We start from the raw sequence: 16874 nt of genomic DNA on the forward strand, positions 1-16874 counted from the left end.
TCTGCTGCTCTATATCAATAAACAAATTTTGCCTTTTGCTGTATTAGTATTAATAAGCATTAAGTATATTATCTCTTATGAATAGAGGCCAAAACTGGCAAAGTAGGCAATTATTGTTGCCGCTGGCCCTGTTATTACTCTGGAAATCAGTACAGCCGGAACTCCAATTTCCTGTGTTTCTGGTTCAGCTTCACCAAGACTTAAACCTACCGGAACAAAATCACAGCCAACCTGAGGATTAATAGCAAACAGAGCCGGCAGTGCAAATTGTGGCGGAATATTACCTTTTCCAATTTCTACACCTATCATAACACCAATAATCTGGGCAATTACTGCACCGGGTCCAAGAATAGGGGACAGAAACGGAAGTGATGCAATAATTGTTAATAATAGAAGTCCAGGTAGTGTACTTGCCAGTGGAGAAAGTGTATTAGCAATAAATTCTCCAAGTCCAGTAGCATTAATAATACCAATTATTGTTGCGATAAAGGCCATAAAAGGAATAATATTTTTTATCAGCTGATCTATTGTTTCACGTCCTGCCTGATAAAATATTCCTACTACTCCACCCATAGCTCTACCTATATTGGCAATAAATCCTGTTATACCACCCTTTTCTTCTTCAGCAGCAGCTTTTTTAGCATTAATATCTTCTTTTTCTTCTCCAGCTTCGGAAGCTCCTGCAGCTTCTACTTCACTTTCTACAACCTCTGATTCATCTTCTGCATACTCAATAGTACTTTCTTTTACTCCAGAAACATAAATATCTTCTTTTATAAATTTTGCAAGTGGCCCAACCTGTCCGGCCGGAGTTAAATTAACAGTAGGAATTCTTTTTTTCGGATAAACTCCTGCCCGTGCAGTACCACCACAGTCAATTACAACACACATAATCTTTTCTTCTGGAACACTATTTGTAAAAGCATCTATTGCCTCTGCTCCACTCATTTCAGCAATTTTTTTGGCAATCGGATCGATTCCACCACCGGTTATAGATGCAACTACATTTTTTTTATCTGTTGGTTTAAGGACAAGCGGCCCTCCCCAACCACTGCTGGAGCGATTAATTTTTACAGCTTTATAAGCCATTACTTTTCCTCCTTTTATGATTATATTAATCATAACTTTTTAGATTTTTAGTTTGTTTTGCTTAAATCCTGCCATTCCAGTCAAACAGTTCAGCTGTTTAGATGCTGTTTAACTGACCTGCCAAAACTTTTTTGGATTTAAAATAATATTAAAATCCTTCTAATTCTACACCTTCTCTGTTCATCATCCAGACAGTTATACGTTCAGTAACAAGACCTCTTATAAAGATTACTACCACACCAACTATAAAGTACCTTATAGCCAGAGCGCCAAGAGAAAATCCTGCTTCCTGAATACCGTTGGCAATTCCCATATAGACAAATAATTCAGCCGGATTGGCATGTGGAAAAAGACCCAGGATTGGATGAACAAATGAAACTGCTGCATCATAAAAAGCGGGCTTATATCTTTCGGGAAGAAAAGTTCCAAATGTATAAGCCATTGGATTGGTCAGGAAAAAGACAGCCATAATTGGAAGAAGTGTATAGCGGAGAATAATATTACCGCCAATTCTCTGGGCAAATTTATTTACCCTTTCTTCTCCAATCATGTTTTTAATAGCATAAACAGCTGTCATCAGAGCAACAAGAGTTGGAACTATCCCTGTAAGAAAACCAACAAATGTTTTACCACCTTCATTAAATAAACCTATAAACCATTCTGCAAAAACAGTTAATGCTTCCATTAATTTTAACACCTCCAAAATTTTTGTTAAAACTTAAATCATCAGCAAACTTTTTAACCTTTGCACCACCTCCATTTTAGATTTTCTTCAGTTTTATGAGTTATTATAAATCAAGTATAAAGATTGGAGTATTTTAGTCAGCTGGCTTTCTCTGTAAACAGTATATTAACCATTTAAAAACAAGTATTTTTAAAATATTTCTTCCAAGTCTAATTATTTATAATATTATGAATAAATTTTAATACAGAGTTTCAGAGTTAAATGAAGCAGATTTCTGGGCAGGTTTTATTCCGCATTTATGCTGTTCTGCTGTTTATAATGATTAACCTGTTTAAAATCCACTTCATTATTAATTATACTGTTAAAAATATGTTAAAAAATTAATCCTCACTCTGAAACTGTGATTTTAAATTTTCCACTGCTTTTTTTACCGCTTCTGTTTTAGCTTTATTTTTAAATTCTTTTTCTTCAAGCTCGGCTAAAGACTTGCCGATCAGCTCTTTGTCTTTTTTGAAGCGGGCAAATACTGTTATTCCACTCATTCTTTCGGCATCTATAATTGTTTTAGAATCATCACTTACCAGAAACACAATAGTGCCGGCACTCAGTTTTCGTGATACTTTACCAATACCAAGCTTTCCCTTCTTTTTTAATTCTCTTATTCTTTTGCGGTAGTTAGAAATCTGCAGGAATGTAAACAGTGCCTGCAGAATCCAGGCAATTATGATTAATATTATTACTCTTACCCACATAAAATTCACACCTTTTCTGGTTAAGTGATTTTATTAAATATATTTAAAGAAATTCCTATTTAAATTTATAGTATAGAAATTTCCTTTTTAAGCAGCCGCATTGAAATATATATTCACACACTAAAAAAGCTAATTCCCTGTTTTTTCCTTACAAGTGACTAAAACATGACTTTAGCCGGGAATTCCAGCAGATCTTTTATTTCTTTGAGAAATACTGCAGCTGGTGCACCTTCTACCAGCCTGTGGTCAAAGGCAAGGCTCAGCCACATCATTGGCTTAATTGTAATTTCATCATCTACGACAACAGGTTTTTTCTTTATTGTTCCAACTCCCAGTATTCCACTCTGAGGAGCATTGATAATCGGTGTAAATATTTCTGTGCCATACATACCCAGATTGCTTATAGTGAGAGAACCACCTGTTATTTCATCTGACTTAAGTTTGTTATTTCTGGCTTTTTCTATAAGTTCTTTTTTCTCTCTTACAATATCTTTTATATTTTTTGCTTCCAGATTTTTAAATACCGGAACTGTAAGCTTATCATCGACTGAAACTGCAAGTCCTATATTTACTCCCTCATTATGAACAACTTCTACATCATCTTCCATATATGCATTCATAATAGGATGTCTTTCCATTGCTGCAGCTACTATTTTAATCAGAAGATCGGTTATAGAAACTTTAAGCACATCATCTTTCTGCATCTGATTCCAGCTATCTTTAAGTTCAATTATTTTTTCCATATTTACTTCACTGGTTACTGTCACATGGGGTATATCTGTCCAGCTTTCTTTAACTTTTTTGGCACTGGACCTTCTAATACCACTTAATTTTTCTCTATAAGCTTTAATTTCTGTTCCTTTTTCCATTTCTGCTATATAGTTTTCGATATCTCTTACTTCTATTACATTATTTTCTCCTGTTGGTTCAACTTTACGCAGATCTATATTTTTCTCTTCAGCAATTCTTCTTACAGCAGGTACTGTTTTTACTTTATCTGTTATTATTTCATCTTTGACTTCTATGTCATTTTCTTTTGTCGACTGTTCTTTTTCTGCTGCAGGAGTTTTTTCAGTTTCTTCTGTTTTTTCTGCAGCTTCTTCTTTATCTTGCACTTCTGCTTCTTTTTCTGAGCCAGCTTCCTTATCAGCAATTAAGTCTTCAATATCTTCTCCTTCTTCACCAATATATCCAATTACTTCAGTGACAGGCACAACATCATCTGCATCATATATTTTTTTGAGCAGAACACCAGATGCAGGAGCTTCAATCTCAAAATTTGTTTTATCACTGAGAACTTCTAATATTACTTCACCCTCTTCAACTGCATCACCTTCATCAACCAGCCAGTTAACAATCTGACCTTCTTCCATGGTCATGCTGAGTTTGGGCATAATCAGCTCTTCTGCCATAATATTTATACCTCCTTATAAGTCCATACTTACTTATATACTTATGTTATTTAGTTAATTTCATTACAGCATCAATAATTTTTTCTTCACTTGGAATAAATTCTGCCTCTAACACTGGAGAAAATGGTACCGGAGTATTTGGACCTGTAACTCTCTTAATTGGCTTTTCCAGATAATAGAATGCTTCACTGTCAGAAATTCTTGCCGCTATATCTCCACCAACTCCACCTCTCCTTGGAGCTTCGTGAACTATAACTACTTTACCAGTTTTACTTACAGACTTAACAATACTTTCCATATCAAGTGGAACCAGTGTTCTTGGATCTAGTACCTCTGCATCCACTCCTTTTTCTGCAAGTGTTTCAGCAGCATTTAATGCTTTAAATACCATATGAGAAGTCGCTATTATAGTTACATCTTTTCCTTCTCTTTTTATATCTGCTTTTCCAAATGGAATAGTATATTCCTCTTCGGGAACTTCGCCTTTTTCGCCATAACCTTTTTTATGTTCTACAAACATGACAGGATTATCATCTCTAATGGCTGTTTTGAGTAATCCTTTTAGATCATATGGTGTAGAAGGCATTACAACTTTGAGTCCTGGAATATGATAAAGCAGTGCTTCCAGGCTCTGAGTATGCTGAGCTCCAGCTTCTGCTGCTCCGGCCGGCATCCTCATTACAAATGGTGCATTCTGCTGGCCGCCAAACATATAATGAATTTTTGCCCCCTGATTCATAAGCTGATCAGAAGCTATTGTAACAAAATCCATAAACATTATTTCTGCTACCGGGCGCATCCCCAGCAGTGATGCTCCAACAGCTGCCCCTGCTATTGCGGCTTCGGAGATAGGAGTATCTCTAACTCTTTCCTCACCAAATTCTTCTATTAAATTACCTGTAACACCAAAAGCACCACCATAAACTCCAACATCTTCACCTATTATAAAGACATTTTCGTCTCTCTGCATCTCTTCACGCAGTGCTTCTCTTACTGCTTCTCTTCCTGTTATAACTCTCATTATAATTCCACCTCCCTATCTACATATACATCATCAAATATTTCGTCTTTGTCCGGATATGGACTTTCTTTTGCAAATTCTACTGCTTCTTTTACTTCAGCATCAACTTCATTTTTAATCTCTTTTATTTTATCTTCATCGAGCAAATTCTGTTCGATGAGTATTTGTTCAAAATCAGCGATTGGATCTCTTTGTTTCCATTCTTCTTCTTCTTCCTTTGTTCTATAAACCTTGGCATCACTCTTAGAATGACCTTTCCAGCGATATGTCTCTGACACTATCAGGCTGGGGCCGCCGCCATTTCTTGCTTTCTTAGCAGCTTCTAAAACTGTATCATATACTTCTAGAGCTTTATTTCCATCTACTCTAACACCTGGTATACCATAGGCTTCCCCTCTTTTAGCCAGATCTTTAATCTTAAATGCTTTTTCTATTGAAGTTGACATTCCATACTGATTATTTTCACAGAGAAATACTACTGGAAGATTCCAGGCTGCTGCCAGGTTTGCAGCTTCATGAAAAGCCCCCTGATTCATGGCTCCATCACCAAAAAAGTTAAGTACAACTTCATCGCGGTTCTGCATCTTAAGTGCCAGAGCAGCTCCAACAGCTATTGGAATACCTCCCCCAACAATACCATTTGCCCCCAAATTATTTGTACTGGTATCAATAATGTGTAAAGAACCGCCTTTACCTTTACAGGCTCCAGTTCTTTTTCCGAACAGCTCCGCCATCATTTCCTTAATATCAGATCCCTTTGCAATAGCATGACCATGACCTCGGTGGGTACTGCTTATATAATCTTCATCTTTTAAAGCATTAATTGCTCCCACTGCGGTAGCTTCCTCACCTATATAAAGGTGAGTTGTCCCGGTAATATCACCTCTGGAAATAAACTGATCTACTTTTCTTTCAAACTGTCTAATTCTCCACATGTCTCTGTACATCTTTAATTTTTTCGCTTCAGACAATTCCATTGCCTTCACCTCCACGCGTTATTAACTTATTTTTTTACATTTGTTCTATTTTATATCTTTTGTAAATTAAATGCATCTTAATGGTACCATCAGAAATTAGGTCTGTCAAGGTAAATCTGATAATTTTTCTTAAAATTTTTTCTATTCTTAATTGTGCTTATAATCACTTGTACCGGGTACAAAACAGGGGGTTTTGTACCCGGTACTAATTAATGATTAACAATTATAAAATCCTTCCACATTAATCTGGAAATATCATCCGAGTTATTTCATTGTTTTAAAAAATCTCCTGTGATAATATTAAACTTGGAATAATACTTTTAATAATAGTAATATAGAGAAAAGTAAGATAATTTTGCAAGATATGGAGGTTTGACCATTAATGCAGTTAACATATGAAAGATTAAATAAGATTATATACCTTCTTCTTCAATCAGATTCTCCTATTACTATACAGGCTCTGGCCGATAAATTGACTATATCACGTCGCACAGTCCGAAAAGATCTCAAAGAACTGCAGAAATTTTTGGACAAAAAAGGATTTAAACTTATTAAAAAACCAAATGTTGGTGTCTGGCTTGAGCTCGACGATAATGAAATGGAGCTGCTTCAAAATGAACTGCTGGATAATCTCAAAAACAGCAAACAGCTCACACCAAAACAAAGACAGAACTATATTCTTAAACTTATTTTTGAAAATAGTGATTATAATGTCAGCGATCTATCCAGAGAGCTGTATGTTTCTGATGCAACTATTTATAAAGATCTGAAAGATATTAGAGACTGGTTAAAAAAATACAATCTGCAGCTTATAAAAAATGAAAATGGATTAAATATAGAAGGAAAGGAAAAAAACTGGCGCAAGTTTACTGCAGAACTGCTGGTAAAGGTTCAAAATGAAAGTATTTTAAATAACTTTTTGAACATAAATGATGATAATTCGCGCATTGATCAATCAGTTTACAGATCTTTAAAAGATCTTTTTACAGATGTAAATATGGACAGGCTGATTGAAGTTTTAGAAAATATTTTAATTGAAGTGGAAAATGAACTTGATTTTTCCTTTACAGATCAGACCTTTAATGGGCTAATTATACACACTGCCATCAGTATAGAAAGATTAAAAGCCAATAAAAATATTGTGATGGATAAAGACAGTTTAAACAGCTTAAAAAACAAAGAAGAATACAGAATTGCAAAGTTTATTGCCAAAAAAATAAATAAAGAGCTTGATATTAGCCTTCCTGATTCGGAGATTGGATATATGTGCCTGCACATACTTGGCTCTAAATCTTTAAAAAATGTTGATACAGATAACCTGGATGATCTGCTCAAAACTGTTGACCCGGAAATTATAGAAACTGCCAGCAGTATTATAGAAATGTCAGAGGATATTTTGAATGTCAGCCTGCAGAATGATAGAAAACTGTTTACAGGTCTTATTCTTCATTTGAGACCAGCTGTCAACCGACTTAGATATGGTCTAAGTCTGCGTAATCCGCTGTTGGAAAATATAAAGAAAAATTATCCCAATGTTTTTGGAGCGGCATGGGCTACCAGTATTATTTTTAAGGAAAAACTAGATCTGCAGATTAAAGAAGAGGAAGTAGCATATATTGCACTACATCTGGGAGCAGCATTGGAAAGAAGAAAAAGGACTGTCAATCTGCTGCTTGTATGTGGAAGTGGTATTGGTACAGCACAGCTTTTAGCTTCCAAACTGCAGGAAAACTTTGTTAATATCAATATCAGTGATTCGATATCACTGCACAGCCTAAAAAATTATAATTTAACCAGTATTGATTTAATTATTAGTACTGTACCAGTAAAAATTGAAGAAAAGCCTTTTATACAGGTCAATCCTCTTCTGCTGGAAGAAGATATCAAAAAGATTAAAGGTGAACTAACTCAGTTTAAAAACAGCCTGAGTTTTAATACATATGCAGAAATAGACAACTCTTTATTTGACAAAGATTTAATTTTTCCTGATTTAAATATTAATTCAAAAGAAGAACTTCTTAATTTCTTAATTAATAAGCTTGTACAAAAAGGAATTGTTAAAAAAAATTTCAGCCAGTCTGTTTTTGCAAGAGAAGAACTTACATCCACAGAAATAACAAAGGGTATGGCCATTCCACATGGTGATAACGAATTTGTGCTGAGATCACGTGTTGCAGTTGCCATACTCCAAAAAGGAATCAAATGGAGTGATGATTCTAAAAATGTTAATATTATATTTCTGCTTGCCTTAAAAGATAAAGCCAAAGCTAAAAAATTTTTTAGAGTCTTTAATCTTCTGGTAAAAGATGAACAATTTTTTGATAACTTAATTAGGGCAGATTCTGTAGATCAGATATACAGCCAGTTATCTAAAAACACTCTTTAGTTTAATTATATTAAATTTCTGTCTCGACAATTATAAAAAATTTTTATTCCACAATTTTATCACTATATTATTTATCAAAAAGGGAGATGTAATTTATGAAAAAAAATTCTACATTACTGAATATTGATAATATGGTCAAAAAAGATTTAATACTTATAAATGATCACTCTAAAACAAAGGAAGAGCTGTTCAAAAAAGTGTCCAATATTTTAATGAAAAAAAATATCGTTAAAGAAAGCTATTATAATGCACTGCTTGAAAGAGAAGCTGTTTTTCCAACAGGTATAAATACAGAACCAATAAATGTTGCCATACCACATACAGACAATAAACATATCAAAAAAGCTTCTTTAATGGTGGTAAAGATGGCTGAACCTATCACTTTTAAGCAGATGGATGATCCAAATAAAGAAGTGAATGTTGAAGTCCTATTCTTTTTACTTATAGACGAAAAGGAAAAGCAGAGCAAATTTTTAAGCAAACTTATTATGGCTTTTCAGAATTCTGACTTTTTAAAATCTATCAAAAAGTCTGATGATAAGCATGAAATACTTAATTTAGTTAAAACAAATTTGCAGTAGATTTTAATTTTACAGTGGTTAATTTAATTTTTAGCAAATTCTTATTAAAAAAAGGGGGTGAATACCAGTGAAAAAAAATATTTTACTTGTCTGTGGTACCGGTATTGCAACATCAACTGTAGTGGGAGAAAAAATTAAAGAAATTGCGAAGGAAAATAATTTTGATGTCAATATCAATCAGGTTAAAGTTACAGAAGCCAAAAGCCATCTTAAAGATAATAAAGTGGATCTGCTAATTGCTACAACTCAACTTCCATTTGAAGTTGATGTTCCTTATGTAAAAGGTCTTCCTTTTATTAGCGGAGTTGGAGAAGAAGAAGTAATAGAAGAAGTTAAAAATATATTAAAGGACTAGAGTAAAGGAGGAAATATAATGCAAGCTGCTATTCAATATTTACTTAATCTGGGAGCACAAGTTTTTCTGCCAATTATAATCTTTATTATGGGACTAATTTTTAAACAAAAACCCGGAAAAGCTTTTAAGTCTGGATTATTAATAGGTATCGGCTTTGTTGGTATTAACCTTGTACTTAATTTACTGGTGAGCAACCTTGGACCTGCAGCAAAAGCTATGATCGACAATTTTGGGATCTCTCTCAATATTATTGATGTAGGCTGGCCCGCTTCTGCAGCAATAGCTTATGGTACAAAGGTTGGCGCTTTTGTTATACCAATTGTGCTTCTGGTCAATGTTGTTATGATTTTCTTTAAGCTTACTAAAACCTTAAATGTTGATATCTGGAACTACTGGCACTTTGCTTTTACCGGTTCCCTGGTAGCTGCTGTTACTAACAGTCTGACCTGGGGACTTATTACTGCTGCCCTCAATGCAGCAATTGTTCTTGTTCTGGCTGACTGGACAGCTCCCATGGTGCAGAAATTCTACAACATACCTAATATATCTCTGCCACATGGATTTTCTGCAGCATATGTACCAATTGCAATACCTTTAAATGCCATGATAGATAAAATACCTGTAATAAATGATATTGAACTTGATCCGGAAACAATACAGGAAAAATTTGGTGTTTTTGGTGAACCAATCTTTATGGGACTTGTATTAGGGATTATTGTCGGAATGCTTGCCCAATACAGCATTCCCCAAATTTTGAATCTTGGTGTTACAATGGCCGCCGTTATGCTTCTTTTCCCCAGAGTGGTAAAAATTCTTATGGAAGGTCTGACACCTCTATCTGAATCAGCTAAAAAATATATGCGCGAAAAGTTCCAGGACAGAGAATTTTATATTGGACTTGACTCCGCAATTGCAATAGGGCATCCAAGTGCTATTTCTACAGCTCTTATCCTGGTTCCACTGACAATCTTTTTAGCTGTAATTATACCTGGTAATGGTGTGCTTCCATTTGGAGATCTGGCCACACTGCCATTTATGGTGGTCATGATTATCCCGATTACAAAAGGTAATATATTTAGATCTACTTTAATCGGAGCTATTATCATCGGAGTTGGGCTGCTGATAGCTACCAACCTGGCACCAATGATTACATCTGCAGCTAAAACAACTTCTTTTGAATTCCCAGAAGGAGCCAATATTATCTCCAGTATCTGTGATGGTGGCAATCCTCTTACCTGGTTGATAGTTAAATTCATGAACCTGGGTGTAATTGGTGTTGGAATAATTGCAATAGCTGTTGTTGGATTTGGATATTATATATATAGAAACAAGGGAGCTACTGCCTAAAATATATATGTTATAGATTATAATACAATTACAGCAGATGTCAGATATCTGAATTTAACAGGTGTCTGACATCTAACTGTGTGTACCAGGTACAAAAAGACCTTTTTGTACCTGGTACAAGTGATATTTTGCACAAAATTAATTCTTGACAAGATAAATAAACTATGTTAAAGTATTAAAAAACAAATAAACTTATCAAGAGTGGTGGAGGGACTGGCCCTTTGAAGCCCGGCAACCAGCAGTCTATATACTGCCCGGTGCTAATTCCAGATGGATTATTCCTGAAGATAAGGAGTACGTAATTTATCCCACTTCTACTTTTAGGAGCTGGGATTTTTGTTTTTAAAATAATATTCAGGAGGGAAATTAAATGAGTTTAGAATTTGATACTTTAGCGGTACATGCAGGTTATAACCCGGGAGATAACAAAAAATCAGCTACTCTCCCCATTTATCAGACATCATCTTACTTATTTGAAAACACAGAACATGCAGCAGATCTTTTTGCTCTAAAAGAAAGTGGAAATATTTACACAAGAATTCAGAATCCTACCAATTCGGTTCTAGAAGAAAGAATTGCAGCTTTAGAAGGTGGGGTCGGTGCTTTAGCACTTTCTTCAGGACAGGCAGCAGAAGTTGTTGCTCTCTTAACTATCTGTAATCAGGGAGACCATATTGTAAGTGGGAGTGCAATCTATGGTGGAACCCATAATCTATTTAAACATACTTTTAAAAAGATGGGTATAGATGTAAACTTTGTTGATACAGAAGATCCAAAAAGCTTTGAAAAAGCAGTCAGAGATAATACAAAAGCTTTTTACTTAGAAACTATCGGAAATCCATCTCTGACTGTACCTGATTTAGAAGAAATAGCAGAAATTGCTCATCAGAATGGTTTACCGCTGATAGTGGACAATACTCTTGCCTCACCATACCTCTGCAGGCCTTTTAAATATGGAGCAGATATTGTTCTTCATTCTACAACAAAATATATTTCCGGTAATGGTAATTCTATCGGTGGTGTAATAGTTGACAGCGGTAATTTTGACTGGAATACCGGAAGATTTCCGGGGTTGGTAGAACCAGATCCCAGCTACCATGGAATAAAATTTCAGGAAGAGTTTGGAGAGGCTGCCTATATCATTAAAGCAAGAGTACAGCTGCTGAGAGATTTGGGAAGTGCACCCAGTCCATTTAATTCTTTTTTAACCGCAGCCGGTTTGGAAACATTGAGCCTCAGGATGGAAAAACATTCGCAAAATGCACTTAAGACAGCAGAATTTCTGCAGGCAGATGATAGAGTTGAATGGGTCAGCTATCCAGGTCTTAAAAATCACAGCACACATGAAAATGCAAAAAAATATTTAAGTAATGGTTATGGTGGTATGATTGCATTTGGTGTAAAAGGTGGTAAAAAGGCAGCTGAAAAGTTTATCAATAACTTAGAACTATTTCTACATGTCGCCAATCTGGGAGATACAAGATCACTTGCCATTCATCCGGCAAGTACAACTCATCAGCAGCTTAATGAAGAAGATCTAAAAAAGACCGGTATCTCTCCGAATTTAATTAGACTTTCTATTGGAATTGAAGATATTAAAGATATTAAAGCTGATCTGGATCAAGCAATAGAAAAATCACGGAACTAATTATTTTTCTTTGAATTAGAAAATTATTAAGTGATATCTGCAGGAATTAGTTTAAAATACGTGAATTATATAAATAGATATATTTTTTCATAATTTGTAAAATTTATTATTGAGGTGAAAATTAATGAAAAATAAGATTATCATTTATATGATTCTTTTCCTGCTTTTATTTTCTTTTACCACTGCAGCTTCTGCAGAAGATCTCACTCACGAATTTGATCTAAGCATTGGAACTCTGAATGGTTATACTGAATATGAGATTGGAGCTATCGATTCTGATATTTCTTCAGGATATACTTTTAGAAGTCTGCTTGAATTTCCATTAGATGTAGAGATGATTAACATAAGCTACAGAAATAATTTAAACATTCAATCTTTAAATATTGGTGGTATAGAATTTGATATTGCAAAAAATATCAATGATGATGCGGGGACTTTTAAGGATTCTGACTGGTTAGCAGCAACAGGAATACATGTGAAGGATATTATAGGCAAGTCTTCTACAGAAGTTGAAGATATAACTAAGTGGAATTTAAAAATTAAAGCACCTTGGAACTCAGCAGGGTATAACTGGGAATATTCCATAAATGTTGGATTTAAACAAGATAAATATGATTTAGTGACATATGATCTGAACCAGACTACTTTAACAAACATCTCTAATTATTATCCAACTATATTTCCTCCTAAAGGAACAGTGCAGAAAGTAGCAGGAGATAATATTACTTATAAAGCAACCTATGATATTCCTTATGTAGGTGTGGAATTCCAAAATAACCTCAATAATTTGAATTTAGAATTTGTTATTAATTACTCAAACTGGGTTGATATGGAAGATGAAGATCGTCATCTTCTTCGAAATTTAAGCGCTAAAGGAAAAGGTGAGGGAAGTTCTCTGATGATTGGCGGAAAAGCAAGCTACAAATTAGGACCTGCTGCAGATATATTTCTCAATATAGATTACAATAAAACAGAAGTTGATGGAAGCCAGAAACAATATTTTTCAGATGGAAGTTTTGCAGAAGGTATTGATTATAAAGCTGAACAGGAATATACACAGTATATGGCAGGAATTACATGGAAGTTTTAATTTTTTTCTTAAAATCTACTTTCGTCCTTTATTAATATACATTTTCTGATCGGCTTCATTAAAAATCTCATCCAGACTTTGAGAACTGTTCTTTAAAACAGAAGCACCCAGCGAAATGGAAAGTTCCTGGGGCAGATCATTTTGCTGATTAAACTTATCAATATTTTCTCTGATCCGCTGACAGTATTTATGAACTGATTCAGCATCTGTTTTAGGCAGAATTACAGCAAACTCATCACCACCAATTCTAGCTGCTACATCCTCACTTCTGCTGGTATTTTTAAGTATTTGAGCAGTACTCATGATAAATTTATCTCCCATTTTATGACCATAGGCATCATTTATCTTTTTTAATCCATCTAAATCTCCAATCACCACAGCAACTGGTAGCTTGCGGGAAGATTCCAGCCTTTCCAGCTCATTTTTAAAATATCTTCTATTATATAAACCGGTCATTTCATCATGAAAAGAAAGAAACCTTATTTCTCTCTCCTTTTTCTTGCGCTGACTGATATCTGTATAAAGAGCATATATTCCAATCTGACCATTGCTTAAATTAATTGGAAATCCCTGAAGAAAAACATCTATTTTTTTACCATCTTTACTTTTTCTAACAGTTTCACCTGTAACTTTTTCTCCTTTTTTTATTTTTTCAGTATAATATCTACCTGTACTTTCTATTTCCTCAGGAAGCAGAAAATCATCAAGATTGTATCCCTTAATCTCTTCTTCAGTATAACCAAATATTTCTTCAAACTTTTTATTAACCTTAATTACACAGTGATTTTTATCCATTAGAGAAATTGCCTCTGTTGAATTATTAAAAAGCTGCTCAAAATAGATTTTTTGTTCTTTTAACTTCTGCTCAGTCTCCTTTAATTTAGTGATATTGCGGATAGAAGCTACTACTACCTTGCCCATTATATGTTCAGGCTCAACAGCTGAAAAAAGAGCATTAAAGTATTTTTGCCTGCCATCAAGCAAAAGACTATATTCAAATTTTTTAACTTCACCTTTTTTAAAGTTAGATCTGCAGATGTTGATAAATTTTTCTGCTTCAGCCGCTGGTAATATATCCCGAACATTTTCCCCAACAAGGTTCTTCTTCTGATCAACTAAATCATCAGAATTTGAAGTTAGAATATTCAGATAATTCCCCTTGCTGTCCATCAAAATAATTATTTCCGGCAGTGCTCTCAAAATAGTATCTAAATATTTGGAGTTTAATTTTTCAATATCAATGTTCATAACTTAATCTACCTCCTCCCTTATCAATTATCATTAACAGATATTGAATTTTTAAAAACAGCAGTTAAATTGTCTCCTCTCACATCTAAACCTATTTTTTATTCAGCTCTTCAACTGAAAATACTTTACTCCTGCATACTCTCTGTAAAAACAGTGACAAATATTATTTTTATCTAAAATAGCCAATAAATTGGCTGTTTGAAATTTAATCTATATGTAATTAAAAGCTCCATCTAAATCTTGTTTTTGATTTAGGAAGAGAGGTTCATACCTTAATTTTTGCTGATGATAATCTCCGTATAGCCGGTTAATTTATAATTATATTGTATATTATTTATAAAATATTATCAATTATCAGCTGATAAAATATCTAAGTTTTTTTGATATTATTTTTGAAAACTTAAAATAATCCTGCTGAACTGGTCCCAGCAGGATTATTCCTTTTACATCTCAAAGATGATTTAACTTAAATCAGCAAGCAACTCTTTAATTTTAGCTGTTTCATCACCAGTACTGATAGTAAATTCTTTACCTGTTTGTCGGTATTTAACTTCTAATTTTCCAGCTGATAAAGAACGTTCGCCAATTGTTATTCTAATTGGACAACCGATCAGATCAGCATCATTAAATTTAACTCCTGCTCGTTCATTACGATCATCTAATAAAACTTCAATTCCCTCATTATTCAACTGCTTATAGAGATCTTCTGTTTTAGCTATTACTTCTTCACTTTCACCAAGTTGTAATAAATGAACCTGATAGGGTGCAAGAGCAAGCGGCCATTTTATACCATATTCGTCATAGTTTTGCTCAATTGCAGCAGCAATTGTTCTGGTAATTCCAATTCCATAACAGCCCATTTCCATCATCTGAGATTTGCCATCTTCATCTAGATAAGTTGCATTAAAAACTTCACTATATTTAGTTCCTAATTTAAAAATCTGACCAACTTCTATTCCTTCAGCAAATTTCAGTTTACCTCCACAATGCACACATTCTTCGCCCTCTTTGACTTTGCGAATATCAAAAGTTTCCTCTAAATCAAGATCACGAGAAAAATTAAAATGAATAAAATGTTGATCTGCTTCATTAGCACCAATTACTCCATCAACAATTTTACTAACAGAATGATCAGCAATAATTTTCACTTCTCCAATATTAACAGGGCCAGTAAATCCTTTAACCGTATTTAATTCCTCATAAACCTGATCACCAGCCAATTCCAGGTTGACAACACCTAATAGATTAGCTAGTTTAACTTCATTTACTTCATAGTCACCTCTAATTAAAGCTAGAACAATTTCACCCCGTTGAGTTTCATAAAGAACAGATTTTACAATCTGTTTAATTTCTAACTCTAAAAATTCTGCTACCTGATCAATTGTTTTGGCAGCAGGGGTTGATACTGCAGACAGCTCCGCATCACCAGCAGTTTCTTCTTTAAGATCCAGCACTGATTCGGCCAGGTCTAAGTTAGCAGCATAATCACAGCTATCACAATAGACAATAGTATCTTCACCAACTTCGGCCAAAACCATAAATTCATGAGAATTATCTCCTCCAATTGGTCCACTATCAGCCAAAATTGTGCGGTACTTAAGACCACAGCGATCATAAATTTTACAATAAGCATCATACATTTTCTGATAGCTTTGATCAAGACCTGCTTGATCACGGTCAAAACTATAGGCATCTTTCATAATAAATTCTCGACCTCTCAGCACTCCAAATCTGGGTCTAATCTCATCCCTATATTTAGTCTGAATTTGATAAAGATTTAAAGGTAAATCTTTATAAGACCTAATTTCATCTCTAACCAGATCAGTTACTACCTCTTCGTGAGTTGGTCCCAGACAAAAATCCCGGTTATGTCTATCTTTTAACTTCATTAATTCTGGGCCGTAGTCATCAAACCGTTTCGACTCTTTCCAGAGAGCAGCTGGCTGTAGAGCTGGCATTAAAAGCTCCTGAGCTCCCGCTCTATTCATTTCTTCCCTAACAATTTGTTCAAACTTTCTGATCACATTATAACCCAACGGTAAGTAGGTATAAATACCTGAAGTCAATTTACGCATCAGGCCTGCTCTAAGCATAAGCTGATGACTAACAATTTCTGCATCAGCTGGAGTTTCTTTTAAAGTAGGTATGTACATTTTTGACATTTTCATAAAAAATCCCCCTTTCATATTCTCGTTACGTCAAATCTAATAGTTTTTAAAAAATATTGATAATATCACAGCTGTTAGGAAATATCATAAATTATAATTTCTATAACTTTTTCTA

14 protein-coding genes and 1 riboswitch are annotated in these 16874 nt (G+C 34.3%); of the genes, 6 read left to right on the forward strand and 8 right to left on the reverse strand.

Annotation, left to right across the window (positions count from 1 at the left end; genetic code table 11):
* Nucleotides 1–75 precede the first annotated feature (75 nt).
* From DER71_RS05785 to pdhA, 6 genes are all read right to left on the reverse strand, one after another.
* Nucleotides 76–1089, reverse strand: coding sequence for a PTS glucitol/sorbitol transporter subunit IIB (locus DER71_RS05785; RefSeq protein WP_114458183.1), 1014 nt, complete (start codon nucleotides 1087–1089; stop codon nucleotides 76–78).
* A gap of 148 nt (nucleotides 1090–1237) precedes the next feature.
* Nucleotides 1238–1774: a PTS glucitol/sorbitol transporter subunit IIC gene (locus DER71_RS05790; protein ID WP_114458184.1), complete on the reverse strand. Its 537-nt coding sequence runs from the start codon at nucleotides 1772–1774 to the stop codon at nucleotides 1238–1240.
* Between the two features lie 380 nt (nucleotides 1775–2154).
* The gene (locus DER71_RS05795) at nucleotides 2155–2526 is read right to left on the reverse strand and encodes a transcriptional regulator GutM (RefSeq protein WP_114458185.1); all 372 of its coding nucleotides are present in this window, start codon (nucleotides 2524–2526) and stop codon (nucleotides 2155–2157) included.
* Between the two features lie 158 nt (nucleotides 2527–2684).
* On the reverse strand, nucleotides 2685–3938 hold the full coding sequence (locus tag DER71_RS05800; protein WP_114458186.1) for a dihydrolipoamide acetyltransferase family protein: 1254 nt from the start codon (nucleotides 3936–3938) through the stop codon (nucleotides 2685–2687).
* 46 nt (nucleotides 3939–3984) lie between these two features.
* Complete coding sequence (locus tag DER71_RS05805; RefSeq protein WP_147267758.1) at nucleotides 3985–4959, reverse strand: alpha-ketoacid dehydrogenase subunit beta; 975 nt, start codon at nucleotides 4957–4959, stop codon at nucleotides 3985–3987.
* Nucleotides 4959–5936 carry a pyruvate dehydrogenase (acetyl-transferring) E1 component subunit alpha gene (pdhA, locus tag DER71_RS05810; protein ID WP_114474408.1) on the reverse strand — a complete coding sequence of 326 codons (978 nt, stop codon included), beginning with the start codon at nucleotides 5934–5936 and terminating at the stop codon, nucleotides 4959–4961. The genes DER71_RS05805 and pdhA overlap by 1 nt, the downstream gene beginning before the upstream one ends.
* A gap of 382 nt (nucleotides 5937–6318) precedes the next feature.
* Between pdhA and DER71_RS05815 the strand changes: the two genes are divergently transcribed.
* The 6 genes from DER71_RS05815 (at nucleotide 6319) to DER71_RS05840 (ending at nucleotide 13343) form a co-directional block, all read left to right on the forward strand.
* On the forward strand, nucleotides 6319–8322 hold the full coding sequence (locus tag DER71_RS05815) for a BglG family transcription antiterminator (RefSeq protein ID WP_114458189.1): 2004 nt from the start codon (nucleotides 6319–6321) through the stop codon (nucleotides 8320–8322).
* Between the two features lie 95 nt (nucleotides 8323–8417).
* Nucleotides 8418–8903, forward strand: coding sequence for a PTS sugar transporter subunit IIA (locus DER71_RS05820; RefSeq protein ID WP_114458190.1), 486 nt, complete (start codon nucleotides 8418–8420; stop codon nucleotides 8901–8903).
* Between the two features lie 67 nt (nucleotides 8904–8970).
* Nucleotides 8971–9258, forward strand: a complete 288-nt coding sequence (locus tag DER71_RS05825; protein ID WP_114458191.1) for a PTS sugar transporter subunit IIB — start codon at nucleotides 8971–8973, stop codon at nucleotides 9256–9258.
* Nucleotides 9259–9276: 18 nt separating this feature from the next.
* Nucleotides 9277–10605, forward strand: a complete 1329-nt coding sequence (locus DER71_RS05830) for a PTS galactitol transporter subunit IIC (RefSeq protein WP_114474409.1) — start codon at nucleotides 9277–9279, stop codon at nucleotides 10603–10605.
* A 189-nt stretch (nucleotides 10606–10794) separates the two neighbouring features.
* Nucleotides 10795–10899, forward strand: a riboswitch (SAM riboswitch).
* A 76-nt stretch (nucleotides 10900–10975) separates the two neighbouring features.
* On the forward strand, nucleotides 10976–12253 hold the full coding sequence (locus DER71_RS05835) for an O-acetylhomoserine aminocarboxypropyltransferase/cysteine synthase family protein (protein ID WP_114458193.1): 1278 nt from the start codon (nucleotides 10976–10978) through the stop codon (nucleotides 12251–12253).
* A 124-nt stretch (nucleotides 12254–12377) separates the two neighbouring features.
* Nucleotides 12378–13343 (forward strand): omptin family outer membrane protease, encoded by a 966-nt coding sequence (locus DER71_RS05840; RefSeq protein WP_114458194.1) that lies wholly within the window; start codon nucleotides 12378–12380, stop codon nucleotides 13341–13343.
* 15 nt (nucleotides 13344–13358) lie between these two features.
* Here DER71_RS05840 and DER71_RS05845 read toward each other — a convergent pair whose 3' ends face one another.
* On the reverse strand, nucleotides 13359–14591 hold the full coding sequence (locus DER71_RS05845) for a sensor domain-containing diguanylate cyclase (RefSeq protein ID WP_114458195.1): 1233 nt from the start codon (nucleotides 14589–14591) through the stop codon (nucleotides 13359–13361).
* 461 nt (nucleotides 14592–15052) lie between these two features.
* Entirely contained in the window at nucleotides 15053–16759 is a 1707-nt protein-coding gene (locus tag DER71_RS05850) for a proline--tRNA ligase (protein ID WP_114458196.1), read from the reverse strand.
* Nucleotides 16760–16874 lie beyond the last annotated feature (115 nt).

It is taken from the genome of Halanaerobium sp. DL-01, from assembly GCF_003338615.1.
In the GTDB taxonomy this organism is placed as follows: domain Bacteria; phylum Bacillota; class Halanaerobiia; order Halanaerobiales; family Halanaerobiaceae; genus QPJE01.